The 22,391-nt window shown below is 68.1% G+C and carries 18 protein-coding genes and 1 pseudogene; 3 read left to right on the top strand and 16 right to left on the bottom strand.

From position 1 onward, the window contains the following. Positions 1–125 precede the first annotated feature (125 nt). From NM1_RS36630 to NM1_RS44345, 7 genes are all read right to left on the bottom strand, one after another. Positions 126–794 carry a hypothetical protein gene (locus tag NM1_RS36630; RefSeq protein WP_147288879.1) on the bottom strand — a complete coding sequence of 223 codons (669 nt, stop codon included), beginning with the start codon at positions 792–794 and terminating at the stop codon, positions 126–128. A 152-nt stretch (positions 795–946) separates the two neighbouring features. Then, complete coding sequence (locus tag NM1_RS36625; protein ID WP_068031212.1) at positions 947–2,032, bottom strand: discoidin/SUN/FTP domain-containing protein; 1,086 nt, start codon at positions 2,030–2,032, stop codon at positions 947–949. Positions 2,033–2,111: 79 nt separating this feature from the next. Continuing rightward, positions 2,112–2,465 (bottom strand): helix-turn-helix domain-containing protein, encoded by a 354-nt coding sequence (locus tag NM1_RS36620; RefSeq protein ID WP_068031209.1) that lies wholly within the window; start codon positions 2,463–2,465, stop codon positions 2,112–2,114. A gap of 16 nt (positions 2,466–2,481) precedes the next feature. Next, the gene (eccE, locus tag NM1_RS36615; protein ID WP_246010819.1) at positions 2,482–4,203 is read right to left on the bottom strand and encodes a type VII secretion protein EccE; all 1,722 of its coding nucleotides are present in this window, start codon (positions 4,201–4,203) and stop codon (positions 2,482–2,484) included. Next, positions 4,200–5,555, bottom strand: coding sequence for a type VII secretion-associated serine protease mycosin (mycP, locus tag NM1_RS36610; protein ID WP_068031206.1), 1,356 nt, complete (start codon positions 5,553–5,555; stop codon positions 4,200–4,202). Before mycP ends, eccE begins: the two co-directional genes overlap by 4 nt. Further along, a complete protein-coding gene (gene eccD, locus NM1_RS36605; protein ID WP_068031247.1) occupies positions 5,555–7,099 on the bottom strand; it encodes a type VII secretion integral membrane protein EccD in 1,545 nt (514 codons plus the stop codon). The genes mycP and eccD overlap by 1 nt, the downstream gene beginning before the upstream one ends. Next, positions 7,096–8,070, bottom strand: a complete 975-nt coding sequence (locus NM1_RS44345) for a MinD/ParA family ATP-binding protein (protein ID WP_246010820.1) — start codon at positions 8,068–8,070, stop codon at positions 7,096–7,098. Before NM1_RS44345 ends, eccD begins: the two co-directional genes overlap by 4 nt. A gap of 28 nt (positions 8,071–8,098) precedes the next feature. Between NM1_RS44345 and NM1_RS44340 the strand changes: the two genes are divergently transcribed. Both NM1_RS44340 and NM1_RS44335 read left to right on the top strand, forming a co-directional pair. Continuing rightward, positions 8,099–8,260, top strand: a complete 162-nt coding sequence (locus tag NM1_RS44340; protein ID WP_246010821.1) for a hypothetical protein — start codon at positions 8,099–8,101, stop codon at positions 8,258–8,260. A 198-nt stretch (positions 8,261–8,458) separates the two neighbouring features. After that, complete coding sequence (locus NM1_RS44335) at positions 8,459–8,617, top strand: hypothetical protein (RefSeq protein WP_246010822.1); 159 nt, start codon at positions 8,459–8,461, stop codon at positions 8,615–8,617. Between the two features lie 194 nt (positions 8,618–8,811). On the opposite strand, the gene NM1_RS36595 is transcribed toward NM1_RS44335, so the two are convergent. The 9 genes from NM1_RS36595 to NM1_RS36550 all read right to left on the bottom strand — a co-directional run bounded on the left by NM1_RS36595 (position 8,812) and on the right by NM1_RS36550 (position 21,200). Then, positions 8,812–9,642 carry an ESX secretion-associated protein EspG gene (locus tag NM1_RS36595; RefSeq protein ID WP_068031203.1) on the bottom strand — a complete coding sequence of 277 codons (831 nt, stop codon included), beginning with the start codon at positions 9,640–9,642 and terminating at the stop codon, positions 8,812–8,814. Position 9,643: 1 nt separating this feature from the next. After that, complete coding sequence (locus tag NM1_RS36590; RefSeq protein WP_147288880.1) at positions 9,644–9,943, bottom strand: WXG100 family type VII secretion target; 300 nt, start codon at positions 9,941–9,943, stop codon at positions 9,644–9,646. Positions 9,944–9,989: 46 nt separating this feature from the next. Then, the gene (locus tag NM1_RS36585; protein WP_147288881.1) at positions 9,990–10,373 is read right to left on the bottom strand and encodes a hypothetical protein; all 384 of its coding nucleotides are present in this window, start codon (positions 10,371–10,373) and stop codon (positions 9,990–9,992) included. Positions 10,374–10,418: 45 nt separating this feature from the next. Continuing rightward, entirely contained in the window at positions 10,419–11,780 is a 1,362-nt protein-coding gene (locus NM1_RS41680) for a PPE domain-containing protein (protein WP_084520387.1), read from the bottom strand. Positions 11,781–11,810: 30 nt separating this feature from the next. Continuing rightward, entirely contained in the window at positions 11,811–12,134 is a 324-nt protein-coding gene (locus NM1_RS36570; RefSeq protein WP_147288882.1) for an LLM class oxidoreductase, read from the bottom strand. 88 nt (positions 12,135–12,222) lie between these two features. Beyond that, a complete protein-coding gene (gene eccCa / locus NM1_RS36565) occupies positions 12,223–16,239 on the bottom strand; it encodes a type VII secretion protein EccCa (RefSeq protein ID WP_084520386.1) in 4,017 nt (1,338 codons plus the stop codon). Beyond that, positions 16,236–17,789, bottom strand: coding sequence for a type VII secretion protein EccB (eccB, locus tag NM1_RS36560; protein WP_068031186.1), 1,554 nt, complete (start codon positions 17,787–17,789; stop codon positions 16,236–16,238). The genes eccCa and eccB overlap by 4 nt, the downstream gene beginning before the upstream one ends. A 5-nt stretch (positions 17,790–17,794) precedes the next feature. Then, the gene (gene eccA / locus NM1_RS36555) at positions 17,795–19,513 is read right to left on the bottom strand and encodes a type VII secretion AAA-ATPase EccA (protein WP_246010823.1); all 1,719 of its coding nucleotides are present in this window, start codon (positions 19,511–19,513) and stop codon (positions 17,795–17,797) included. A 736-nt stretch (positions 19,514–20,249) separates the two neighbouring features. Continuing rightward, positions 20,250–21,200 carry a C40 family peptidase gene (locus NM1_RS36550; RefSeq protein WP_068031180.1) on the bottom strand — a complete coding sequence of 317 codons (951 nt, stop codon included), beginning with the start codon at positions 21,198–21,200 and terminating at the stop codon, positions 20,250–20,252. Positions 21,201–21,398: 198 nt separating this feature from the next. Between NM1_RS36550 and NM1_RS36545 the strand changes: the two are divergent. Continuing rightward, positions 21,399–22,391, top strand: a pseudogene (locus NM1_RS36545) (hypothetical protein); the annotation flags it as partial.

Raw genomic sequence — 22,391 nt, 5'->3', positions numbered from 1 at the left:
ACCCGATTACCGTGCCGTTGTTCAGCGGTACAATCTGATGGTAATTCGCGTGGTAAAGGCCACTCTCCCCAGTAGTGGGGGCTTGCGGCCGAGAGCGTGCCGGAAGTACGAGGGGCGCTGGCGGTTCAGTGGACGAGGCCCGCGCGTTGGGCGAAGGTGCGCACGGCGGTTCGATCGGTGAAGGCACCGGTTTCGATGCGCAGTCCGCTGCGGCGGTCGGCGTAGAGCATCGTCGACGATGGCCCCACCCCTACGAATACGGGCGTATCGGCCAGGGATGTGGTTCCCGCCGAACGCCAGCGGGTGATCGTGTCCGCGATCCGCACGGCCGGTTCGGACTGCACCGTCAGCGACAATGCGCGGCCGCCGGTGATCCCGCCCGTCAGCAGTGGCGAATTCGCCTCGATGACACAGGTATCCGCGGCCTGCGGGGCGCCGCCGGAACGACAGGTCGAGGCGGTCCGCAGCGACTCCGGGAGCGACTTCGGGTCGCCGCCGGACATGCCGGTCCCGGCATCGGCGAAGCCGTCGAAGGAGGGCGGAGAGAAGTCGCACGATCGGAATATGAAGATCGCCAGCACCAGCAGCACGCCCAGGATGATCGACGCCGTCTTCCAGGACATCGAGTCGAGTCGCTCGGCGAGATGTTCGGCGCCGAAAGCCGTGCGCTCCACGTCCTTCGCGACATGACCCACATCCTTCACCGCGTGCTCGGCGCCGGTCAGCGTCTTCTTGGCGGCCCGCCCGGCCGCCTTCTCCGTCCTCTTCGCGGCCCGCCCGGCCGACTGCTCCATCGCCTCGAGCGTCGTATGGGCCGGATGTTCCGAGTGTGGGCTGCTCGCCGGATGCGGGCTCGCCGCAGGAAGCGGGGCACCGCAGTGTGCGCACTGCGAATCCGCGCCGCTGTTGCGGTGCGAGCAGTACTGGCAGATCAGATGGGTGAGAGTCACTGTCCGGTGATCACAATCGAGGAGATGGCGGTGGTGTTGGTGGACGGGTCACCCTTCGACTCGAGCACGGTCAGAGTGATCTTGGAGGCGCTCACCGCCGGTTCGAGGTTGGTGACCACCAGGCTGCGCTGATCCAGGGTCTGCTGGGTGTAGGTGCTCGCATTGGAATCGTTGAACTGGTAGGACACCCGACTGACCGTCCGGTACTTGTTCCACTGATCGGAGCCGTCGGAGCCGACGCTGTCCCAGCCGGGCACGATGCCGATCGAATCCACCTTGTAGTTCTTGCCGAGGTCGATGGTCAGCACCTGGCCGTCGAGCTTGTAGGCCCGCACGCACGACCATGCCTTTCCGGTCTGCCCGCCGAAGGCATCCATCGGGTCGGTGCTGCCCGACGGGCAGTGTGCCTTGGCGGATCTCACCTGGATCGCCTGGCCGGGCGCAGCGGCCTTACCGCTCGCCGAGGGCTGCGGTGACGCCGGGGCGGCCGCCACCGGAGTCACGACCACCACCTGGTCGGACCCCTTCTCCTTGCCCCCGGTGGTCATCAGAACCAGCACCAGCAGCACGGCCAGCACGCCGCCCGCGATCAGCGCCACCTTCGGCTTACGCAGTTGGATCAGGACGTCATTGGCGACACCCGCCGCTCCGGCCGGGCGCTGCGGCTCGGAGGGTTTCGCCCGCTCCGGTTCGGCGGACTTCTCCGCTTCCTTCGGCGGGGCGGCCAGCCGGTTACCGGCCGTCTCGGCGTAGTCCGAGGTGAATTCGATTCCGCTGGACTGGCTGTCGGGCGACTGCCCGTTCAGCAGCGCCATGATGCGGTCGCTGGCCTTCGGTCCGCCGCTGGGACGGCGCGGGGCCGACACCGGCTCGGAGTACGTACCGCCGGTCCCGGGCTCACTCGGCTGTGAGCCGGTCAGGGCCGCGCCGGTCTCGGCACCGACACCGATATCCGGCTCGACGTCCGGTGCCGGGGCGGCAGGTGCCGGGGTCGATTGCCCGAACGCGGGATCGGACAGCAGAGCGTCGAGAACAGCGCCGCGGTGGCGGAGAAATACGTCTCCGGGATCCTCGTCCGGCATGACCGGGATGGTATCCGTCCAGGTCCGGGCGGCGCGGCGCCGCTATTCCCGGTGTTGAGAAAACCGCAGGACGGTGCGATCAGCGGCTGCTCTCGGCGGTGACGAAATACTCGGGCGGCACATCGAAGACCCGGGCGAGGGCGATGATCAGATCCAGCCGGGGAATGGCCTCGCCGTGGATGAGCCGGTAGAGCCCCGACTGCGATACCGGGACGTCCGGGTAGGCCAATTCCAGGTGCTGCGCAAGCGAATACAGCGTCAGGCCCCGCGTGGATCCGTCCTCGGTGGATACGACCGACTCCGCGATCAAGCCGGACAGGCGACTCGAGAAGATCGCCGCCGCGGACTGCCGAGGAGTCAGCGCATCCTCACCGTCCTGATGCTGGAAGTCGCCGCCCTCCGACTGGGAATCCGCTACCACGTTGACCAACATTACCGTCTCCGATCTCCTAACCGACTCGACGGTCACCAGGTGGTAGGGGCACGGTCGTCCCCACGGACTCGTACGGCGCCGACGCGACTACCGGAGGCTGGGCGGGCGAATCGTAGTAGCGGGTCTCGCCGCGCGGCTCGATCAGATCCACCCGGACCGTGCGCATCGGGATGTTGACGTCGACGGATGTCGCGCTGACCTGATTGATGGCGAGGTCGGCGGATCGGCGCCGCGGCGACCCGGGATCGCTGATGGTGACCGTCGTATGCGCGGTCGATCCCTGCGGCGGCACCTGGTCGAAGACGGCGATCGTCGCGTGGCCCAACGGCGGACCGGCCGGAGGCGCGCCGTCCGGGTCGGTGGCCAGTCGCAGCGACTCGGTGTCGCCCACCGCCGACACCAGCTGCGACCACCGGTGCGGCCGTGCCGAGTGCACCTCGACATCGGCGCCCACGACCATGGCCCGCAGCACGATCTGCTGCGCCACAGGCAACTCCGCGTGCACGTCGATCGTGCGACGGCGCGGGTTGTAGCGCGCCGGATCGAACAGCGGCAGCGCCAGCGTATGTCGCGGCTGCCCGCTGATGGTGCCGAGAATCTGCCCGTTGGGACCGATGGCGATGGGCAGGTCGGCGAGCAGATCCGCCGGGGCGACATCGTTGCCGGTGTCGTCGGGGGGTACGGCCTGCACCGACGTCCCCGTCGGCAGCGTCGCGAGCAGCGCGGTCGATTGTTTGCCACCCAGTCGGCGCAGATAGCCGGGCGGTTCGGTCATCAGTGCCGGACCGACGTAGCGCACCAGGCCCCGGGGGCCGAGTGCACCACCAGCCAGACTCACGACCACCGTGGTGCGGCCGCGGTTCCAGGTCCAGCAGTCGTCGAGCCCGGCGCCGTCCAGGCGGGTCCAGTCGATCGCGAAGCTGGTCACGAAGCGGCCGGGCACCGAGGGCTCCAGGTGGCCCCACTTCTCCCGCAGGTCCGGCAGTTCCACACCGGCGTGCAGGAGCCTGACCGCACCGTGAAAAGCCTCGGCGGGCAACGCCTGTGCGGCGATACCGCGTTCGCGCAACCTTCCGGCGATCCGATGTGCCGCCGTCGCGAGCGCTTTGGGTCCCGACACCTCGGCCGGGCCCCGTCGCGCCAGCGCCGACAGATTGCGCTCCTGGTCCAGCCGAAGTACCAGCCAGGTCGACCGGTCACCGACCACGGGATGCGACCCGATCAGCTGGTCGTAGAGCATGCTGTACCCGGTGCTCGGCCGGACCCGCTGGCCGGTGGTGACGATGTCGATATCGACCGCGAGTCCGTATTGGTCGAGCATCGGCAGCAGGTCGTCGACCGGAACGATGTCCTCGGTGTAGACCGTCTGCTCGGCGATAACGGTGGGTAGCCCCAGATCCGGAGCGAGCTGGATCATCGCCACCAGCGTCGATCCGGCCTCGTGGATACCGCAGACCCCGGCGGCGACCGCCACATCCCGAACCTCCGGGACCACCGCGCGCGCCTGCGCCCGTGCCTCGCGACCGAACCGGAACTCGCCCCAGTCCAGCAACCAGCGGACCGTGGTGCGGCCGCCGAACCGGACGGTCACGGTGATCAGCAGCAGGCCGACGATCGCCGGGCCGACCCAGATCGGGGCGCGTGCCCACACCCCGGCCACCACGAAGCTGCTGCCGATCACCACGGCGGCGACCGGACCGCGCTCGAGACTGCCGACTCGAATGCTGGGAAAGCTCACCCACGTCTCCCGGTAACAGATTTCGCACGACTGGCACCTACACCCAGTACCACAGCCGCCAGGATCACGGCGGTCGCAATGATCGCCGGGCGCTGGTCCCGAGGGCGATCGGGAACCGGCATGATCAGCTCCGACGCCCGGAACAGCCCGACCGGAGGCTGCGGCGGAGTCCGATAACTCAAGGCGGCCGCCGGATCGATCACGCCCGCCCCGACGGCATTATCGATCCCCCGGGCCGGGGCGTGGGCGGCCGCCTGCAGGCGCGCGCCGATCTCGGTCGGGGTTTCGTTCGGAAACCGCGAACGCAGCAGCGCGGCCACACCGCTGACATAGGCCGCGGCGAACGACGCACCGCCGACCGGCACCAGCTTTCCGGGTTCGCCGATGCCGTTGATCAGGCCGCCGCCGCCCGGACCCACCGATTCGATGCCGGTGCCGGGCGCTGCCACCGAAACCCACGGCCCCGACAGCGAATCCGGCATCGGCGCACCGTTGGGCGTGGTGAATCCGACGGTCAGCACCTCGGGCGCGAACCACCCCGGTGCCGAAATCGTCTTGACCTCACTCCAATTGCGCGAATCGCGCGACTGACTCGGATCGATGGGCGGATTCTGCTCGCAGCCCGTGCTGCCGGTGTTCCCCGCCCCCGCCACGATCAATGCACCGCGGACATGCACGGCGTGTCCGATGGCCGCCGACAGTATCGACTGATCCAGACCGGCACCCGCCGGCACGCAGACCGGCAGCGCCACCGTGATCACCTGGGCACCGAGGTTGGCCGCGTGGGTGATCGCCCGGGCCAGGGTCCGGATCTCGATCGCCATCTGCTGTGTCTGATCGCTGCTCGGTCGCTCGGGACCGAACGCGCCCGAACGGTACCGGATGGACAGAATCTGGGAATCCGGTGCGACACCGGAGAATCCGTCGCCCTGGTCCGGGGCCGCGCCGATGATTCCCGCCACCAGCGTGCCGTGCGCGTCGCAGTCGGACAGGCCGTCGCCGCCGGTGGACACGTAGTCTCCGCCGCCGGTGAGGTTGGGCAGCCGGGCGCTGGGCGAGACTCCGGTATCGATCACCGCAACGGTCACCCCGGCGCCGCGGCTCAGCGCCCGCGCCCGCGCCAGGCCCAATGCCCGCTCCGGCGGCGGCGCCTGCGACAGATCACTGTCGGGGAGCACGCCCACCGCCAGGCAGCCCTTGTCCTGTTTGGTCGGAACCTCCGGGCCGGGCGCACCGTCCGGCGGCGCCGCACCGACGGCGACCTGCGGGGGCTCCAGCGCCATGGCCGGTGCCGCGCCGGTTGCCAGCACCAGCGTGGTCAACGCGACGGCCACGCCCCTGCCGAAACCCATCACAGCGCTCGCATCGCCGTGTAGATGCCCATGACCCAGCACGCGATGATCGGCACGATGAGGATGAGCGCGAACTCGATGAGGTCGATGACCCGGCGCGTCACCGGCGACAGCCGCTTGCCCGGCAACCGCAGCGCCGCAACACATCCCGCGCCCGCCGCCAGGGCGACGACCAGCGCGACCACGAGCCGCGCATATCCGGTGCCGTACGCGCCCACCAGAACGAACCCGATGCCTGCGACCGTGACCGCCGCCGCGGAGATCAGCGAGATCGCCTGCACCAGATCGGGATACCAGCGCGACCGCATCGCCAGGATGCCCGCCACGGCCGCGCCCATCACGATTTCGCGAATGCCGCCGGGAGCGGTCGCCGCCGAGATGATCACCGATACCGACAGCAGCACCGACACCGCGGCGATCAACCCGCGCAGGCTGGTCACCGCCAGCCGGGCCCGGTGCTCGATACTGGATTCGGCCTGTGCGCGCCGCTTCTCGGACTCCTGGGTCTCGGCCTGCTCCGGATCCGCCTCCCGGGCGGATTCGGCATCGAAGATATCGGCCAGGGTGGCCGGAGCGACCTCGGTGCCCGGATCCGGCAGGTCGGGCGGGCGAATCCGGGCCGAGATCACAGCCAGCCGCGGCGCGGCGGTCAGCAGGATGATGCCGACGAATACGGCGCCACCCGCCACCTGCTCCAACGAGATGTCGAGATAGGTCAGCGGCAGCACCACGGCGCAGACGACCACGCCGAGCACGGTCACCGCCATCAGAGTGGCGATGCCGAGCCTGGTGAGCCGCAACATGGTTGCCGCGGCGACGGCGGCCACGACCGAACCGGCCGCCACATTCGCCGCGGCGAACGGGCCGGGCTCACCGTAGGCCGGAGGCACCAGCATCGCACCGCCCGCGAACAGCAGCGGCAGGGCGGTCAGGGCCAAACCGAGGCAGATGCGCGGCGCGGCCCGCTTGCGTCCCGCGGACAGTGCGGCGGCCCAGCCGATCGCGCCCAGCAGCAGCGCCGGCAGCCCGCACCACAGCAGCGAGCCGGTCTCCGTCCACGACAGCGACAGCAGCGCGGCCGTCGCGGTCGCACCGAAACCCAGGACCGCGAGTCCGACGATAACGGCTGTGCCGCTGTCGAATTCGGCGAACTCGCGCTCGTTGATCCCCGCCAGCGCATCGGTGATGTCCTCCACCACCGGCGTGAACACCTCGGCCGATTCGATCACCGACAGCATCAGCACGGTGCCGTCGACGACGTCGTGATCGGCCAGGCTGCGCCAGCGCGGGATCGGCGGCTCCCCCGGCCGGGCCAGGCTCCACTGCCCGGCCGGCGGTACGAAATCCACCGTCTCGTCGTCGATCGCGCGCGACAGCACGCCGAGCAGATCGTCGATGAAGGTCTCGATCGTGAACTTGGTGGGCACCACGACGTCCACCTGGTAGTTGCCGACCATGACGGCGATCCGCGCCCGCGCCACCTCGGCGGACGGCTGCTGCGTCGGAGCCGCGGGCGGTGGGGCCGGGGCGAACGCAGTGCTCATCGCCACCCTCCGCGATCCCCGGGCACGCCACCGCCCGGATGACTCGGTATCCCGTCGGCCAGTGAGGCGGCGAGTTCCTCGAATGCCAGCAGCGTGTCCTTGTCGAGCAGCCGCAGATCGATCTCGCCGCCCTCGGCCAGGTGGGGGTCGTAGGGCAGCTCGATGGTGGGTCGCTGCGCGCTCGCGAACAGCTTCTCGATCTGGTCGACCTCCACGGTGGGCTTGGCCGGCTGATGGTGCACGATGGCGACGATCGACTTGGCGATCAGATGCTGCAGGCCGTGCGAGTTCAGCCAATTCAGCGTCGCGACAGCACCTTTCACGCCGCCGACGGTGGCCGGGGTGACCACCACGACCGCGTCGCTGGTGTGCAGCACGGCACCCGTCACCGAATCCAGGACACCGGTGCCGCAGTCGACCATCACGAGGTTGTAGTGGCGCCGCAGGATTTCCACCGCCGCGGCGTACTCGTGGCCCGACATCGCCGCGGTGGCTTCGGTATTCCACGGGGAGGCGAGCACGGCGAGGTCGGAATCGTTGATCGAGGTGAACGAATGCACCGCCGAGAACGCGTCGAGATTCTGCGACTGCGCCAGATCGCGCAGGGTCAGGCCGTACGGGTGGGGGCTGGTGCGGGAGGGCAGGTCGCCGAAGTCCGGATTGCCGTCGATGGCGACCACGCGGTCGGGTCGCAGGCTCGCGAACGTCGAGCCGAGGGCGGCCGTGACGGTGGTGCGGCCGACGCCGCCCTTCACGCTGACGACCGCGATCTGATATGTCGAGGTGAGCTGGCGGCGGATGCGGCCGCGCCGATTCTCGACGCGCTGCTCGGCAGGCGACAGCCCCAGATTGAAGCCGACCTTGTTGAGGGCGCCGCGCATACCGCTCTGCGACTTCAGCTGCGCGCGACGGGCGGCCGCGATATCGGCCAGCAGGTCCGAGGACGTGAGCGCGGCGGGCAGGACTTCCACGCGGGCGTGCTCGTAAGAGGTGCGCTCGATGCGGTCGGGAACCCAGGAGGTGCTGGGTTGTGCCGCGGTTCTGGACGTTTCGGAACCGCCGTCGGCGGAACGCCATGTCGCCGAGGTGGTTTCGGACTGCCCCTCGGCGGATTGCCATGTTGCGCCGGAGGTTTCGTTCGACGCGCTCTGCTGGGCCTGAGGTTGGGCAGTCTGAGGCTGGGCGGCTTGGGGCTGCGCGGCCTGGGGCTGGGCAGCCTGAGACTGGCCGGACTGCGTTTGCGAGGTGTGAGGCTGGCCGGACGACTGCGCGTAGGCGGACTGTTGAGATTGCGCGGCCGACTGGGATCGGGACGCCTGAGACTGAGCGTAGGTCTGCGCCTGGTCTTGTCGTGCCGCCGTGGTGGACCCGGTGTCCGAGGTGGTCTGTGCCGGACGCGGCGCCTGCGGAGCCGCCGACGGCGGACTCACACTGCTCGCCGTCGTGGCGGGTCTGTCGGACCCGCCCGCCTCGGGCGGCTGCGACGGCGCGCCGATCACGGGCTCGCTGTGGTCGTAGCGCGGGCCGGGTTGTGCGGCAGCCGATCCCGCGGACGCGGCCTGCCCGCCGGCCCCGGCCGACTCCGTCTGCTCGGCGGCGGGTGAGAAGAACGCGTCGTATCCACCCCGAGCCCGGACAGACTCGGCGGTATGACCGTTCGTACTCGGTGCTCGGTTCATTTCCCTCATCCTCTCGACGAACCCAGCGAAAACTCAGCCCGTGCGGCTGGTTTCGAACCAGCTGCGACCGGGTAACAGCTCCAGCAGCGCGGCGATGCCGCCGCGAATGGCCGCCTCGTCGCCGGGCGCATAGGTCGACCACACCTGACCGTCCATCGCCATGCTGGGAGTGACCACGATCCGGCCCGACGGGGTGTCGAGCACGTTCAGGCACACCTCGGTCTGCGCCGACCCGCCGTCGCGGTGTTCCACGAGGACCACCTCAGCCCGCCGCACCACCTCGTTCAGCACGCGGGTCAGCATGCCTGCGGTGTGCGGCTGGGCTCCCAGTTCCAGCAGGTCTCGCCGCCGCTCGTCCGATTCGGACGCCAGCTCGTGGATCTGCTCGAGCGGTGCGGCCACCGGATCGAATCGCAGGGCGGGCGCCGGTCCCAGCGCCGCGGTCACGGCGGCGGCGACGGTGTCGAGCTGTTCTCCCTCCTGGAAGACCGGTTGAATCACGACGTGGTCGCCACAGCGCACCGCGAGCACGTGGACGTCACCGGACCGTACGAACGACATCAGCAACATCGTCCCCGGCACCCCGTCCTCACCGACGTCGAGAATGTGCGCTACCAGTTCCATATCCGGCCGGTACAGGCACTGCAACCACTGCGCGACAGCCGGATGTACACCGTCATCGCCGAGAATTCCCGCCTCGGCGAGCTCCTCGGCGACGACAGCGTGCACTCGATCGCGATCCTCGAGGCGATAGATGTTGGGCATCAAGCCCAACACCGCGGGGTAGGAGTCGATGCCGACCAGATCCTTCAGGAGCAGGGCGGCATCGACATTCAGGTCGACTGCGACCGGATCGTCGGACACCCTAGATGTTGAACGCCAGGAACTTGCTCCCTTGGTCGCCGTCCGTTATTTTCATGTCGCCGACAACTCGTTCGACGGTGGTCTTCAGAGTCGCGAGCGACCCCTGGTACTCATTGATCTTCGTCAAGAACTCGTTGATCTTCGGCTGCCAGCCCTGCTCGGCCGCCTGACCGGTGAAGCAGCCCTCGAGCGACTTCTTCAGATTTTCCAGCGCGAGGTTGTTCTCCTCGATATTCTTGCAGATCGTTCCGAAACTCAATCCGGCCGTTTCCACACCATGGAAATCGTACTTCATAGCCATTGTTCAATTACCTTTCCGAAGTTGATGTCGCGCCCTGACGTCACTGCTAGGACCAGTCGGGGCTGATCTTTCCCGGATTGTCCATTGCCCGGCCGTCCGCACCGAGAGCCGCGGCTCCCGTCTCGGCCCCCTCCGTCCGCATCAGCTGGAGGAAGTTGTCCATATCCTTGGAATCGATCTTGTTGGCGGTGTCCATCATGATGTCCAGGAGCCCCTGCAGCGACACCGCGAGGGCGTTGCCCTTGGTCCAGGCATTCTGCATGGTCGATTGGATGGCCTGGCCCGCGCCCGGGCTCTTGACCGCCGCCTCCAATTCATCCTTGACACCCATCAGGGCCTTCAGATAGCCCTCGTGATTACCCTGCAGACCGATCCCCTTCTTGGTCGTGGGGATCAAGACCTGCGGATCAGCTTCCATTGGGCTGGCCATTTACACGTTCCTTTCCGGTTTGAACTACACTCGCCTCGGTGCACTTCACCGGGGACGCTCTTCGATTGCTTCCGGCAAATCGCCATCGACGTGCTCGATAACACCGGCCAACACCGGCACACCGAAGTCGAGTTCTTCGCCGCGGTCACCATCGCTGGATTCGATGACTCCGATCACGGGGGGCTTCTCGAGCACCGGCACCTCTTCCGGCTCGCCCGGTACGAACACCCTCGCGTTCTTGCGCTCCTCCTCGTCGTCACGACGCCGCCGCATCCGCGCCTTGGGTGCCGTCGCCCCGCGCGGCGGAGCATTGCGGACCGGCGCCGTGGTCGGTCCGGTATTGGGCACGGCCCCGAATGTCCCTCCGGGCATGCGAGACCAGGTGGACGGCATCCGGAATCCGGTCGCCGACCCCGACATCGACCCGACTCCGCCACCGGTCATCCCGAGCGCGACGAGACTGCCGACGCCTCCGTTCAGGCCCGCCAGAGTCGTCGAATAAGGCGAGGTTCCATAGAAGCCCTGCTGGTCCGAAGCACCGTCCGGCATGCCCGTCGGATCGAGGTTCGAAGCGCCGGGATCCATATCGGGCAGCAGGCGGTCGGCCTCTCCCGCCGGTGTGCTCGGGTCGGCTGGCTGGGCCGGATCGGTGGGCATCCGATCACCACCCTGGCCGGGACCGTCGGAGGATCCGTTGGAGGATCCGTCGGAAGGCCCTTGCGACCCATGGGAAGGCCCATCGGAGCCACCGGACGGTGGAGACGGCGGCCCCGACCCTCCTCCTCCCGAGGGCGGACCACCCGGAGGCCCACCATCGGGTGCCGAATAGCCGGAAGTGCCCGGGAGATCGGGCCCCCCGCCCCCGCCCACGATGGGAGGTGCGGTCAGCGGCGCCGGCAGTCCCGCCAATGCGGCTTCCATCCCGGCGCCGTACGACGTCATCACGGTGCCCGCCGCCACTGCGATGGCCGCATACTCGGCCTGCAGCGCCGCCAGCGTCAGCACCCCGACCCCGGTCGAGGACGCGGCGACGGCGGCCGCGGCCACCTTCGCGCGGTGCGCGATGAGCGCTGCCTCCACCACCCTCATCTGCTGAGCTGCCGCGTCGAAGGCATCGGATGCCCGATCTACCCGCTCCGCAGCCATTTTCGCCACGTCGGCCTGTTTACGCAGCCACATGGCGTAATTTCGGAACGCCCCTTGCGCATTGTTCGAAGACGACCCGACCCATGATGCGGAGATATCCGACACCGCGCCGTCGATATTCGCCGCAGCAATAGCGAATCGGTCGGCCAAGACCGAGTAGGTTTCCGATGTCAACCGTGTGGAACTGGCACCGGGACCGCCGAGCAACATACGGATGGTGATCTCCGGCGGCAATGCAGCGAAAACGAAAGGCAGCGGCATGATCTCACCCTCGCGCGGAATATCTTTCGGCTAAATCTGGGCCACGGTCCCGACGGTGGTCACATGCTCACCGTTCAGAATATCGCGGCCGGAATATGAGACCCCGCAGGAAGGCACGGTCGTTGCTCCTTCCATGCCCTTCACCACGCCATCGGCCGTACAGCCGGCCACCGATGCGTAGTAGGGCCCGAGCACCGCCGGGAGCATCGCACTCACAGGATCCAGCCCCGGTGGAAACGGAACCGCGGGCAGAGCGCCCGCCACCAGCGTCCCCATCACGTCTTCCGCGGTGGTACCGATTCGGGCACCGATACCCGCAAAGTTCTCGGTTATGGCTTCGAGAGGCCCTGTCATGGCAGTCTCCTAACGACCGGATGTCAGCTCCTTGGAGCCGTACAGGAAGAACGCTAAGGCATCCCCAACTCTGGGGATACGGGTCCGATCAGTCCTGCGGTGGGGTCCACGCCGCCTGCACGAGATCCCTGCGGGAGTGCAGCGGCTCGACGAAAATCCCGCGGCCCACAGGCTGTTTCATCGCCTTCACGTCGCCGATGAGCATGCCGTCCATCTTCGTGCCGTCCATGATGATCCCGGACGAATTGAGGTTCTTGATCTGACCGAGGACGTTGTCGTACATGGCGGAATCGGCCTGCGCGATATTGCGCGCGATGATCACGTGCATACCGGTGTCGCGACCGTCGACGATGAGGCCCTTCAAGGGATCCAGCGGATTCAACATGCCGCGCTGAGCGACCATGTGATAGTCGTCGATCACCACGAAGATCTCCGGGCCGCTCCACCATGAACGCTCCTTGAGCTGCTGCGAGGTGACGCTGTCCGGTGGGCGGCGAGCGCGGATCTTCTCGGCGAATCCGGGCAGCCCCTCGTCGAGGTCCCGTTCGCTGGTGAGGTATCCGATCATCTGATCGTCCGGAATCGTATCCATGTGCCGGCGCCGGTAGTCGATCAGCAGCACGCGCGCCTGGTCCCGGGTGAACTGCCGATTGATCGACTTCAGCAGCGCCTCCAGGACCGTGGACTTGCCGCAACCGGGCGAGCCCAACACCACCAGGTGAGTGGAGACGTTGAAATCGACTGTGGCAACGCTGAGATCGGATTCGCGGATACCGAACGGCACCACCATGCGCTGGGCCGGACTGCTCGGCTCCGGCCAACGCTCGTGAACCTGATCCAGGCCGATCTGCGCGGGCAGAAGCTTCACCTCCGGCGCCCGGCGCCCGGCATAGGTCTGCTGCAACTGCTCCGCCGCGGCCGCCAGTCCCGCGCCCACCGTCTCGGGATCACCCACACCGTCCGCCCGCGGCAGGGCGGTCAACATGTGCAGGCCGTCGTTCGAGATGCATCGGCCAGGGCGGTTCGGTGGGATCGCCGCGACCACATGGCGGTTGTTGCCGAACGCGGTATCGGTGAGATCACCCAGGCGCATTTCCACCCGGGTCTGCAGCATGTCCTTGACGGCGCCGCGGATCGCGGCCCACCGGGAGCTGCTGGCCACCAGGTGGATGCCGTAGTTGAGGCCCTGCACGGCGATCGACTCCATCACCGGCATGTACTCGTCGTAGTACGGCCCGGTGACGCTGAAACCGATATCCCAGCCATCGATCACGAGAAACACATCGCCGTGCAGGTCGCCACGCGCCATGAGCTCGGCCGATTCCGCAGGCGAGTTGCGACGCCGACGGAACTCGCGCATGCCGTCGATCCCCAGCTCGGTGAAGAGCGCTTGCCGATTCGCCATCAGGCTCGTGATCAGGGCGAAGGTGCGTCGGATCCGATCGCCCTCCCGGGAGGAGGCGATCGAGCCGACATGCGGCACACCCCGCAGCCCGGACAGACCGCCGGAGAAGTCCAGGCCGTAGAACTGCACCTGCTCCGGAGTATGGGTCAGTGCGGCGGACAGGACCAATGTCTGCAGGGCAGTCGATTTCCCGGACTGCGGCCCGCCGACCACGGCCATATGCCCGCCGGCGCCGGACATGTCCAGCGCCCACACGTCCTGCCGCTGCTGCCGCGGCTTGTCGATGAGAGCTACCGGTACCTGCAGACTGCCCGGCTGCACCGCGGAGATCAACCGATCCAGTGTGGCGGGCACATTCAGCGGTGGCAGCCACATCCTGTGTGCACGGCGGCCGTTGCCGCCCAGCTGCTGCAGGACCGTTTCCATGACCGTCACCGGCTCACCGTCCGGGGTATCCGGTTCGGGCGCAACGTGTTCGGGCTCGATGATGGGTTGCGGCCGCACGTCGGCGATGTACCCGACGGTGAACTGCTGTGGCGGACGATAACCGCCGCCCGCCCGCCGGGCGCGTTGCGCCGAGGCGGCGGAGGTCTGCACCGGCGGCAGGTACGGAGCACCGACATAGGCCGCCTGGAATCGCTGCAGGTCTCCGGCGCCGACGCGCAGGTATCCGGAGCCCGGCTTCTTCGGCAGGTGGTAGGCGTCGGCGGTGCCGATGGCGTCGCGGGAGTCACTGGTCTGGTTGGTGCGCAACGCGATTCGATACGACAGGTGGGCCTCGAGCTCACCCATGCGGTTGGCGGGCACCTTCTGCGACGCCAGCAGCAGGTGGATGCGCAGCGAGCGACCCAGTCGGCCGATGGCCACGAACAGTTTCGAGAAGCTCGGGTGCTGTTCGAGTAGTTCGGCGAACTCGTCGAGGATGATCAGCAGCGTGGGCAGTGGAGCCAACCGGGCGCCTTGTTCGCGTGCCCGCTCGTAGTCGGCGACGCTGGCGAAGTTGCCCGCATCGCGCAGGATGCGTTGCCGCCGGGCCATTTCGCCGTTGATCACGTCTTCCATACGGGTGACGAGATCGGCCTCCTCCTCCATGTTGGTGACCACGGCGGTGACGTGATGCAACCGGTCGAACCCGAGAAACGTCGCACCACCCTTGAAGTCCACCAGCAGCAGGTTCAAGGTGTCCGGCGAGTGCGTCGCGACGGCCGAAAGCACCAGGGTCCGGAGGAATTCCGACTTACCCGAACCCGTCGCGCCGATGCACATGCCGTGCGGGCCCATACCCTCCTCGGCGGACTCCTTGATATCCAGGTAGACGAATTGACCGGTCGGGTCGTGCCCGAACGGGATGTTCAGCCGGGCCCGGTCGCTGTCGCTGCGACGAGGCCAGTACTGCTCGACCCGGATATTGCCGGGGTCCGGGATCGAGACCATGTCCTCCCAGGACGTGCCGCCGCTGGCCTGTTCGGCCGCGACCGCCTCCACCACCGTCGACAGGCGATACGGCGAAACACTGCGCGCCAGCGACGTCATCGCCGGCACCGACATGGAGTCGGCCGTGCCGACCAGCCGCGGACCGCGCGAGGCCACCTCGTGCAGGTGCCGGTCCTCGGACACCGTGAAGGTCAGCGCGCGTGGAAGGTTCTGCTCGGCGGTGCCCAGGCGCAGCCAGGTGCAGCCGTCGATGCCCGAGATATCGCGCTCGCTGGCCTGACCGGGGACATCGACGATCAGCAGGTAGTGGGTGCGGTCCAGGGTGGGCTGGCTGTTGGCCGAGAACGGCCCGCGGTTGAGCCCGGCCAGCACCTTCGCCCGCAACTCGGCTACGGTGCGGTAGACCATCCGGCCCGAACCAATGGCATCGGTGTCATTGGGGTGCTGGGTGTGTGGCAGCCATTTCAGCCAGGACCACTGCGGCGCATCGGGATCCGACAGCACCGCGGCGACCGCGACCTGATCCGGCCCGTGCAACACCACGATCTCGGCGATCATCGCCCGCACCAGTCCGGCGACGGCGGCCGGGTCGCCGTCGAGGCCGACCTGCGGCGCGGAGAGCAGGTTGATGGCGACCGGCATGCCGCCGACCGTCGAATAGGCCTTCGCGAATCGCGTCACCTCGACCACGCCGACCGGATCCAGATCCGACGTCGGCGCCGCCTCGGGCACGATCACACGCACCTGGTTGGCGATGCGGCCGCGCCCGATCCGCACCCGCAGGAACTGCGGGCTGGCGACCTGCACCTCCCACATCCGCTTGCCGCCGACCAGCCGTGCGATCTCGGCCGGGCCGGGGTGGGTGTACCGCAGGAAGGCGTGCAGTTCCGTCTCGGCCGTGTGTACGGTCTTGCGGTTGTCGGCGATCGAGCGCAGATAGTCCTTGCGCTCCTCGTTCAGGCTCGCGGCGCCGCCGGAGTTGTTGCCGCTCATCGCCCCGCCCATCATGCCGAACATCGAGAACAGCATCATCGCCGGGAACATCAGCATCATCGGGTTCACTGCTCCGCCGCCGTTGCGGAACATCATCACCATCATCCCGCCCATGCCGGCCACCATGACCACGGGCAGGATCATCTTCAGCCGCGAAACCGGTACGGGGTTGGGCAATTCCGTCGGCGGTTGCAGGCGCAGTTCGGTGACCGCGGGCGCCTTCGGTCCGCGCACCGTGCGCGCCGGACGGACGAATCGACGAGTCGTGGTCACGGCGCCCCGTCCTTCGTCGGCAATCCGATGGAACCCTTGTTGGTCGGAATGCCGTCGTGCTGGAGGCGGGCATCGCGCTGCGAGAGCGTCGGCCCGGTCGCGAACAGCGACACCACACTCCACGGCGCCGGAATCGGGGCGCGCAATCCCAGGGCCGCCAACGTCCGGTCCGAGGTATCACCGGATGCGACATCGATGCCGTAGCGCACCCCGCTGTCGGAGATCCAGAACAGCGCCTCCCGACGCGGCGACCCCGGATCTTCCCCGGTCACCTGCACGAAGCGGCCGGCGGACAGTTGGGCCGCGTCGGCGGTGGCGCCGCGGGACGTCGCGGCCGTCACCAGACCGACGGCCCGGTTCTGCTGATCGGGAGGCAGCGGCAGCTGGCGCCCGACCAGCAGTTCGGTGGCCGCATTCGGATCGCCGCCGCCCCGGGACCAGTGGTAGCAGGTCACGCCGGAGCGCTCCGGATCCACGAGTTCCACTCGCTGGGTCGGATAGTCCGCCGTTCCCGGCCACGCGCCGGGTTGCAGATTGGCCGCGACCACGTTCGGACCGACCGTCGTCGTCCCCACGCTGCCGCGGGTGTCGGCATTACGGACCATGGCCGCCAGCACGGGGCTGATCTGTACCAGCCCCGATTCCGCAACGAGGTAGTACGACACCGCCCGATCCGGTGCGGACACCGTCAGTACGGAACCGACCGTCACCGACATCCCCGAACTCAGTGTCGCGGTGTTGCCCGCACCGGGTATCTCGGGCACCCGCAGCGGCGGGGTTTCCGGAAGCGCATCGATCAGGCCCTTGGAAGCGGTCGTCACCGGCGCGGTCGCATCGATACCCAGCGCCAGGGTCACCGCCGAGTCGGAGAGGTTGATTCTGGCGCGCACGATGCCCTTGTCCTTGTCGCGGTAGACAAGCCACGTGGTGGAGTCGGCGCGCAGCAGTCGTGCCGCATTCTCGCCGAGCGGCGCGATGGCGTCCCCGTCGACGGTCAGCGGACCACCGATGGCGGTGGTGCGCACCGCGGATCCGGCGGTCGTCGGCAGTCCCGTCGCCTGGTTCACCGGCGCTGCGGCGCCGGTTCTCGTCGTATCGCACACCGCCCAGGACGAGTCGCGGCCGCCGCTGTCGGTGATGCTGCCCGGCGCTCCCGGAATGCCGACCCACGGCCCGCGTGGGAACTTCGCGAGCTCATCACGCGAGACCGGCACCGGATTGCCGGGACTGCCCGCGATCAGTCGCGCCGAAGTCAGATTCAGCGCCGGGTACATCCGGTTCTCCAGACGCACGAACAGCGCGCCGGTGTCCTTCTCGGCGACGATATTCGAATTGCCGACCTTCTTGGCGGGCTTGAAGAACGACAGGATCGCGGCGCCCGCGATGATCACGCACGCCAGCGCGATACCGATCGACAACGCCGTGGAGCGTCCGCGCTGCGGGTCGTCGATCATCGAGGCATCGCGCCGCACCAGCGCATGCTCGATCCGGCGTAGGAGGAACCGCCACCCCGAAATCTGGTGTTTGGTCACCACCCGGAAACGGGCCACAGGCGTCAGCTCGTCGAGGCGGGCGCCAGCCCCGCCAGTGCGGCGGAGATGTCGAAGGCGTCGACGGTCATCAGTTCCTCGTTGGTCATCGCTGCGACATCGACGTTCTCCCGGGTGAAGCGGTAGTCGCGTTCGGCCTCCGCGGCCTCGACGACATTGCGGACGAAGCGGCCGTTACCGGCCAGATCGATCAGCCTGCGTCCGTTGCGCGTCTGCTCGGCCAGCTGCTCACACCGGTCGTGCAGAACCTCGCGAGCCTGCTCGGACAGCACCGAATCCTTCTTGTGCGCAATGTGATCCGCGATTCGCACCAGTTCCTCGGCGCCGTAGCTGGAGAACCGGATCCGCTTGGTGAAGCGGGAGGCCAGGCCGTCGTTGGAGGCGAGGAAGCGGTCGATCTGGTCCTCGTAACCGGCGATGATCACGACCAGTTTGTCGCGGTCGTTCTCCATTCGTGCCAGCAGCGTGTCGACGGCCTCCTTGCCGAAGGCGTCACCGCCGGACAGCCCCTCCTGGATCAGCGTGTACGCCTCGTCGATGAACAGCACACCGCCGAGCGCGGAGTCGATCAGCGCATTGGTTTTCGGCGCGGTATGCCCAAGGTGCGTGCCCACCATGTCATTTCGCGAGACCTCGATGACTTCGGAGTTCTCGACGACGCCGAGACCGGCGAAGATCTTGGCGATCACCCGCGCGATGGTCGTCTTGCCGGTGCCGGGCGGACCCGAGAAGATCAGATGCTGCGACTTGGACTCCACGGCCAGTCCGCGCTTGGCGCGCACCTGGTCCATCAGCACCCCGGACTTGAGGCGGTCGACCTGCTCCTTGACCGAATCCATGCCGATCTGGGCCTGCAGCAGCTCCGACGCCTCGGTGAGCAGGGTCTCCCGCTCCTCGCGGGCGGCCGAGGCCGCCGCCTCGGCCGGATCGTCGCCGGTCTTCGGATCCCACAGATCGGTGCGAGAGGCGAGCAGATCCGGCGTGGTGATCTCGAGCCGATAGGTCTTGTCCTTGACCGCGCGCTGCCACTCCTCGCGTTCCGGCCACAGGCCCGAACCCTGCAGCCCCTTGAGGATTCGGTCGGCATTGTCGTGATCGCCGTTGTGCCGCAGCAGCATTCCCAGCAGGAAGTGCGCGTCGGCCCAGATGTAAGAGGTGTTGCCCGAGGAACTGTCCTCGACGATGCGCTGGGCGCGCGGCAAAGCCTCGCCGAGCCGGCCCAGGTGGGCCAGCGACTGGGCGGTCATCAGTTCGGCCGCGATATCGAGCAGCCCGTCCTCCAGCGTCGGCTTGGCGGTCCGGGAGTCGATCACGTCGACCCACCGTTTCGTCCTGTAGTACAACGACATTCGGACGAAGTCCGCCACATCGTCGGCGGAGACCTGCGCGAGAATCGCGGCGGCCTCCTGCCACTCGCCGCCCTCGGCATACGAGCACGCCTGCGCGATCGCGATCTGATCGCGATCGGCCATCGCCACCCGCAACCCGTACATCCCGATCTCGACCTGACACCACAGCGCGCGGTCGGACAGACCGGCCCGCTGCTGGTCGCGGTAGAGATTGTGCACGGACCGATAGGCCCCGTAGATCACTTCTGAGGTGATCTCGCCCGCCATGGCGCGGCCCAGCCAGGCATCGCACATATCCGGATCGAGATCGGTGGCGGCCCGGAAGGCAGCGAGCGCATGCTCCGCATTGCGCACACCGCCCGCGACCAACCCCAAAGATTGAACACCTGTATAGAACGCGTCCTCGGCCGCTGACACCGACTTCCCTTCCGCCGCTCTCGCCTGCCCGAACCATAGACAGTCGGGAGAAGCGGTGAATCGGGTCGATTCCCACCATTGGGAAGGTGGACGCGATGACGCCGCAGCATACGACGCTGTCCAAGTGTCCGATATTGATCGCGCCGGTTTCTGGCGATACTCTTCGCTTCCGGGCGCTTCCCTATCCCACACCTGCAGGCGCCCGTTGCGGCGGCCGGTCGGCAGCCCCCCTCGCCGACCGGCCGCCTTCCCCGAGGCCCATCACCGGCCATCACGCACTCTCCTCCCATTTCCAGCCCCCACCCCCGTCATTTTCAGCGCACTCCAAGCCGGAATCCACCACCCACCTGGGCCGATCGACTTCAAACCAAAAATTATCGGCCCACTATTGAATGTGCCGTCGTTTAGCGGTATAGTTGGTATCGGTTCGGCGGTTCCTCATCCCGCCGAACCAACACCTTGGAGCGGCGGTCGGCGACCGTGATCCGGCCGTCGGCCGCCGCGAGAGGACGGTTCCTTTCCGAACCCCCCGAGTCGTGCGGGATGCACCGGCCCCCTCACCGGTAACCTCACCCCGGCGACTCCCCAGGCGGCGACCGGCGGTGGCCCGGCAGCCCCATCGGTCGCTGCCTGGATCAGATCTTCCGACGCGGACGTCGCCGTCCAGCACATCGGATTCCAGCGCGCTCGGCGCTCACATCACTCGCACCACGACGGCGTCGGGGGGCATGCTGGACCATTTCACGTGCGAGCCGGAGTAGGGCGCCTCGATCACCATGCCGTTACCCGCCGCGAGCTGGACATGTTCCGGCCCACGGGAACTGAACGAACTGGCGGGGAACACCAGATCGCCCGGACGCACGTCGCTCGGATGCACCCGCTCACCGCTGTAGATCTGGTCGTAGGTGGTGCGGGGCAGCACCACCTGCCCGTCGGTCGCCTGGGCCACCGCGTACTGGGTCAGCCCGGAGCAGTCGAAGCCACCGCCGGTCGGCCCGCCGGCCCCGCCTCCGCCCCAGATGTAGGGCGCGCCGAGGTGGGCGCTGGCCGCGCTGACCGCCTTGCCACCGGCGGTCCCGTCCGACGGCACCGGGCGACGCGGCCGACCGCTACGCGAGCGAACCGATGCCGAGCGGGCCTTGCGTTTGCGCCGCGATACCGGCGTGACCCGGCCGCGGGTGCGCTGTGGTGTTCTCGGCGGCATGATCCGTGCCGCCTGCTGATGTGCCGCCGCGACATCGGAATTCACCTGTTTGGTGACGTTCGAGAGCGTGCTCTGCGCGGAATCGAGCAGCGCCGGTCCACTGAAGCGGGTGTCGCCGACCGACGCGATCGCCTGCATCCGGGTCTGCAGATCGGCAATCTGGTTACTCACCCGGCCACGACCGTTCACGGTCCCGTCGCCCGCGGCCGAAACAGCCTGGTGCACAACGGAATCCCTGCCCGCGTGGGCTTCGGCCGTAGCGACCTGCATACCGCGGGCATTCGAATAGGCGTCTGTCTTGGCGCCGACGTGCTTACTGATGTCGGCCGAGATCGACGACGCCACCGAGGCCGCGGCGCCCGGGGCCGGTTGCCCGTTGCCATAGAGCCCGAGCAACGAGTTCAGGACCCCGTCGAGGTCAGCAGTCAGTTGCGGTGACATGGGGCCCGCCATCGCTGTTCATCGACTGCCTCTCGATCGGCCCGGACATTCGCACGCCGGCGCGCCTGTCCCGAGTTCCTGGGATTCGGGAGTGAAGACGACTATGCGGCAACAACTCCGCGGGGCGAAACGGTTCCGCTTCCCAATCCCGGGAAGGCTCGACAATGAGGAAGAACTCGAGGGAGGCGGTGCCGGAGAATGGCGGAGGACGCAGCGGAGAATACTCGCGCGAGCCTTGCGGTGCTGCCTTTTTCCAGCGCACCCAACGGCGAGAACCGTGCGGCCGAACAGCATTCCGCCGAAGCCGGCGGCGAGGGGCCGGAACGCCCGCGCGACGAGAAGCGGCCCGAGCATCCCGGAGAGCAGCCGCCCGGCCAGGACCAGCGGCCCGCCGATGGCCAGCGCGGCCCGGACGGCGGACCCGCTGGCGGACAGCACGGCCCGGACGGCGGCGCCGGGGGGATCGGGCCACTGCGACCGGCGGACCCCGCCGGTGGTGCGGGTCAGCCCCAGCCGGGCAGCGGGGAACGGAACGGCGGTGGCCGCCCCGAACCGGGCCGACGCGACGACACCTATCCCTCCGCGGAAGAGCAATCGGGCCCCAGGCGAAAGATAAAGATAGCGCCCGGTGAGCCCGCTCCCACGAAACCCAAGCACTACTGGGACGTGCCGCTGGAACCGCCGCCGGGCGCCTCGCCCGCGCTGCGATCCTTCGTCAACATGGCCGACACGGCAATACAGACGGCCGTGGATCTGCTGGGCCGCGGTGTGCCCGTACCGCCCCCACCGGTCGATGATCTGCTGAAGCCCGTGGTGGTCAAGACGCTCGGCAAGGGCAAAGCCACCGAGAACTACCGGGAAGCCCTCGCCGCGGTGCAGACGCGCCAGACATCGCTGCTGGAATTCGACAACCAGGTCGCGAAGACCGCCGTCGAGGTGGCGGCCGAGAAGGACGAGACGCTGCGCGCGATCAAGCAGATCGTCGCCGAGCTCCAAACGAAACTGAAGGCGGTCGGCAAGGGCAAGCTGAAAGCCCCGCAGGAAACCAAGCTCATGATGCAGATCGCCGACGCCTTGGAACAGGTGTACAAGCGGGTCGACGCGGTCTACAAGAGCAATCAGAAATGGGCCGGAGGATCCGAGGGTGGCGAGTCCGGGGGCGGCCAGGGCGGCGGCGGCCAGGCCGGCGGC

This window comes from Nocardia mexicana NBRC 108244, from assembly GCF_001613165.1.
Taxonomy (GTDB): domain Bacteria; phylum Actinomycetota; class Actinomycetes; order Mycobacteriales; family Mycobacteriaceae; genus Nocardia; species Nocardia mexicana.
This window is presented reverse-complemented; position numbering and strand designations above follow the sequence as displayed.

Coding starts and splice junctions, on each gene's coding strand:
- NM1_RS36630 (WP_147288879.1), bottom strand. CDS start 794: ATGGAGCAGTCGGCCGGGCGGGCCGCGAAGAGGACGGAGAAGGCGGCC.
- NM1_RS36625 (WP_068031212.1), bottom strand. CDS start 2,032: ATGCCGGACGAGGATCCCGGAGACGTATTTCTCCGCCACCGCGGCGCT.
- NM1_RS36620 (WP_068031209.1), bottom strand. CDS start 2,465: ATGTTGGTCAACGTGGTAGCGGATTCCCAGTCGGAGGGCGGCGACTTC.
- mycP (WP_068031206.1), bottom strand. CDS start 5,555: ATGGGTTTCGGCAGGGGCGTGGCCGTCGCGTTGACCACGCTGGTGCTG.
- eccD (WP_068031247.1), bottom strand. CDS start 7,099: ATGAGCACTGCGTTCGCCCCGGCCCCACCGCCCGCGGCTCCGACGCAG.
- NM1_RS44340 (WP_246010821.1), top strand. CDS start 8,099: ATGCGGTCGGGAACCCAGGAGGTGCTGGGTTGTGCCGCGGTTCTGGAC.
- NM1_RS36590 (WP_147288880.1), bottom strand. CDS start 9,943: ATGGCTATGAAGTACGATTTCCATGGTGTGGAAACGGCCGGATTGAGT.
- NM1_RS36585 (WP_147288881.1), bottom strand. CDS start 10,373: ATGGCCAGCCCAATGGAAGCTGATCCGCAGGTCTTGATCCCCACGACC.
- NM1_RS41680 (WP_084520387.1), bottom strand. CDS start 11,780: ATGCCGCTGCCTTTCGTTTTCGCTGCATTGCCGCCGGAGATCACCATC.
- NM1_RS36570 (WP_147288882.1), bottom strand. CDS start 12,134: ATGACAGGGCCTCTCGAAGCCATAACCGAGAACTTTGCGGGTATCGGT.
- NM1_RS36550 (WP_068031180.1), bottom strand. CDS start 21,200: ATGTCACCGCAACTGACTGCTGACCTCGACGGGGTCCTGAACTCGTTG.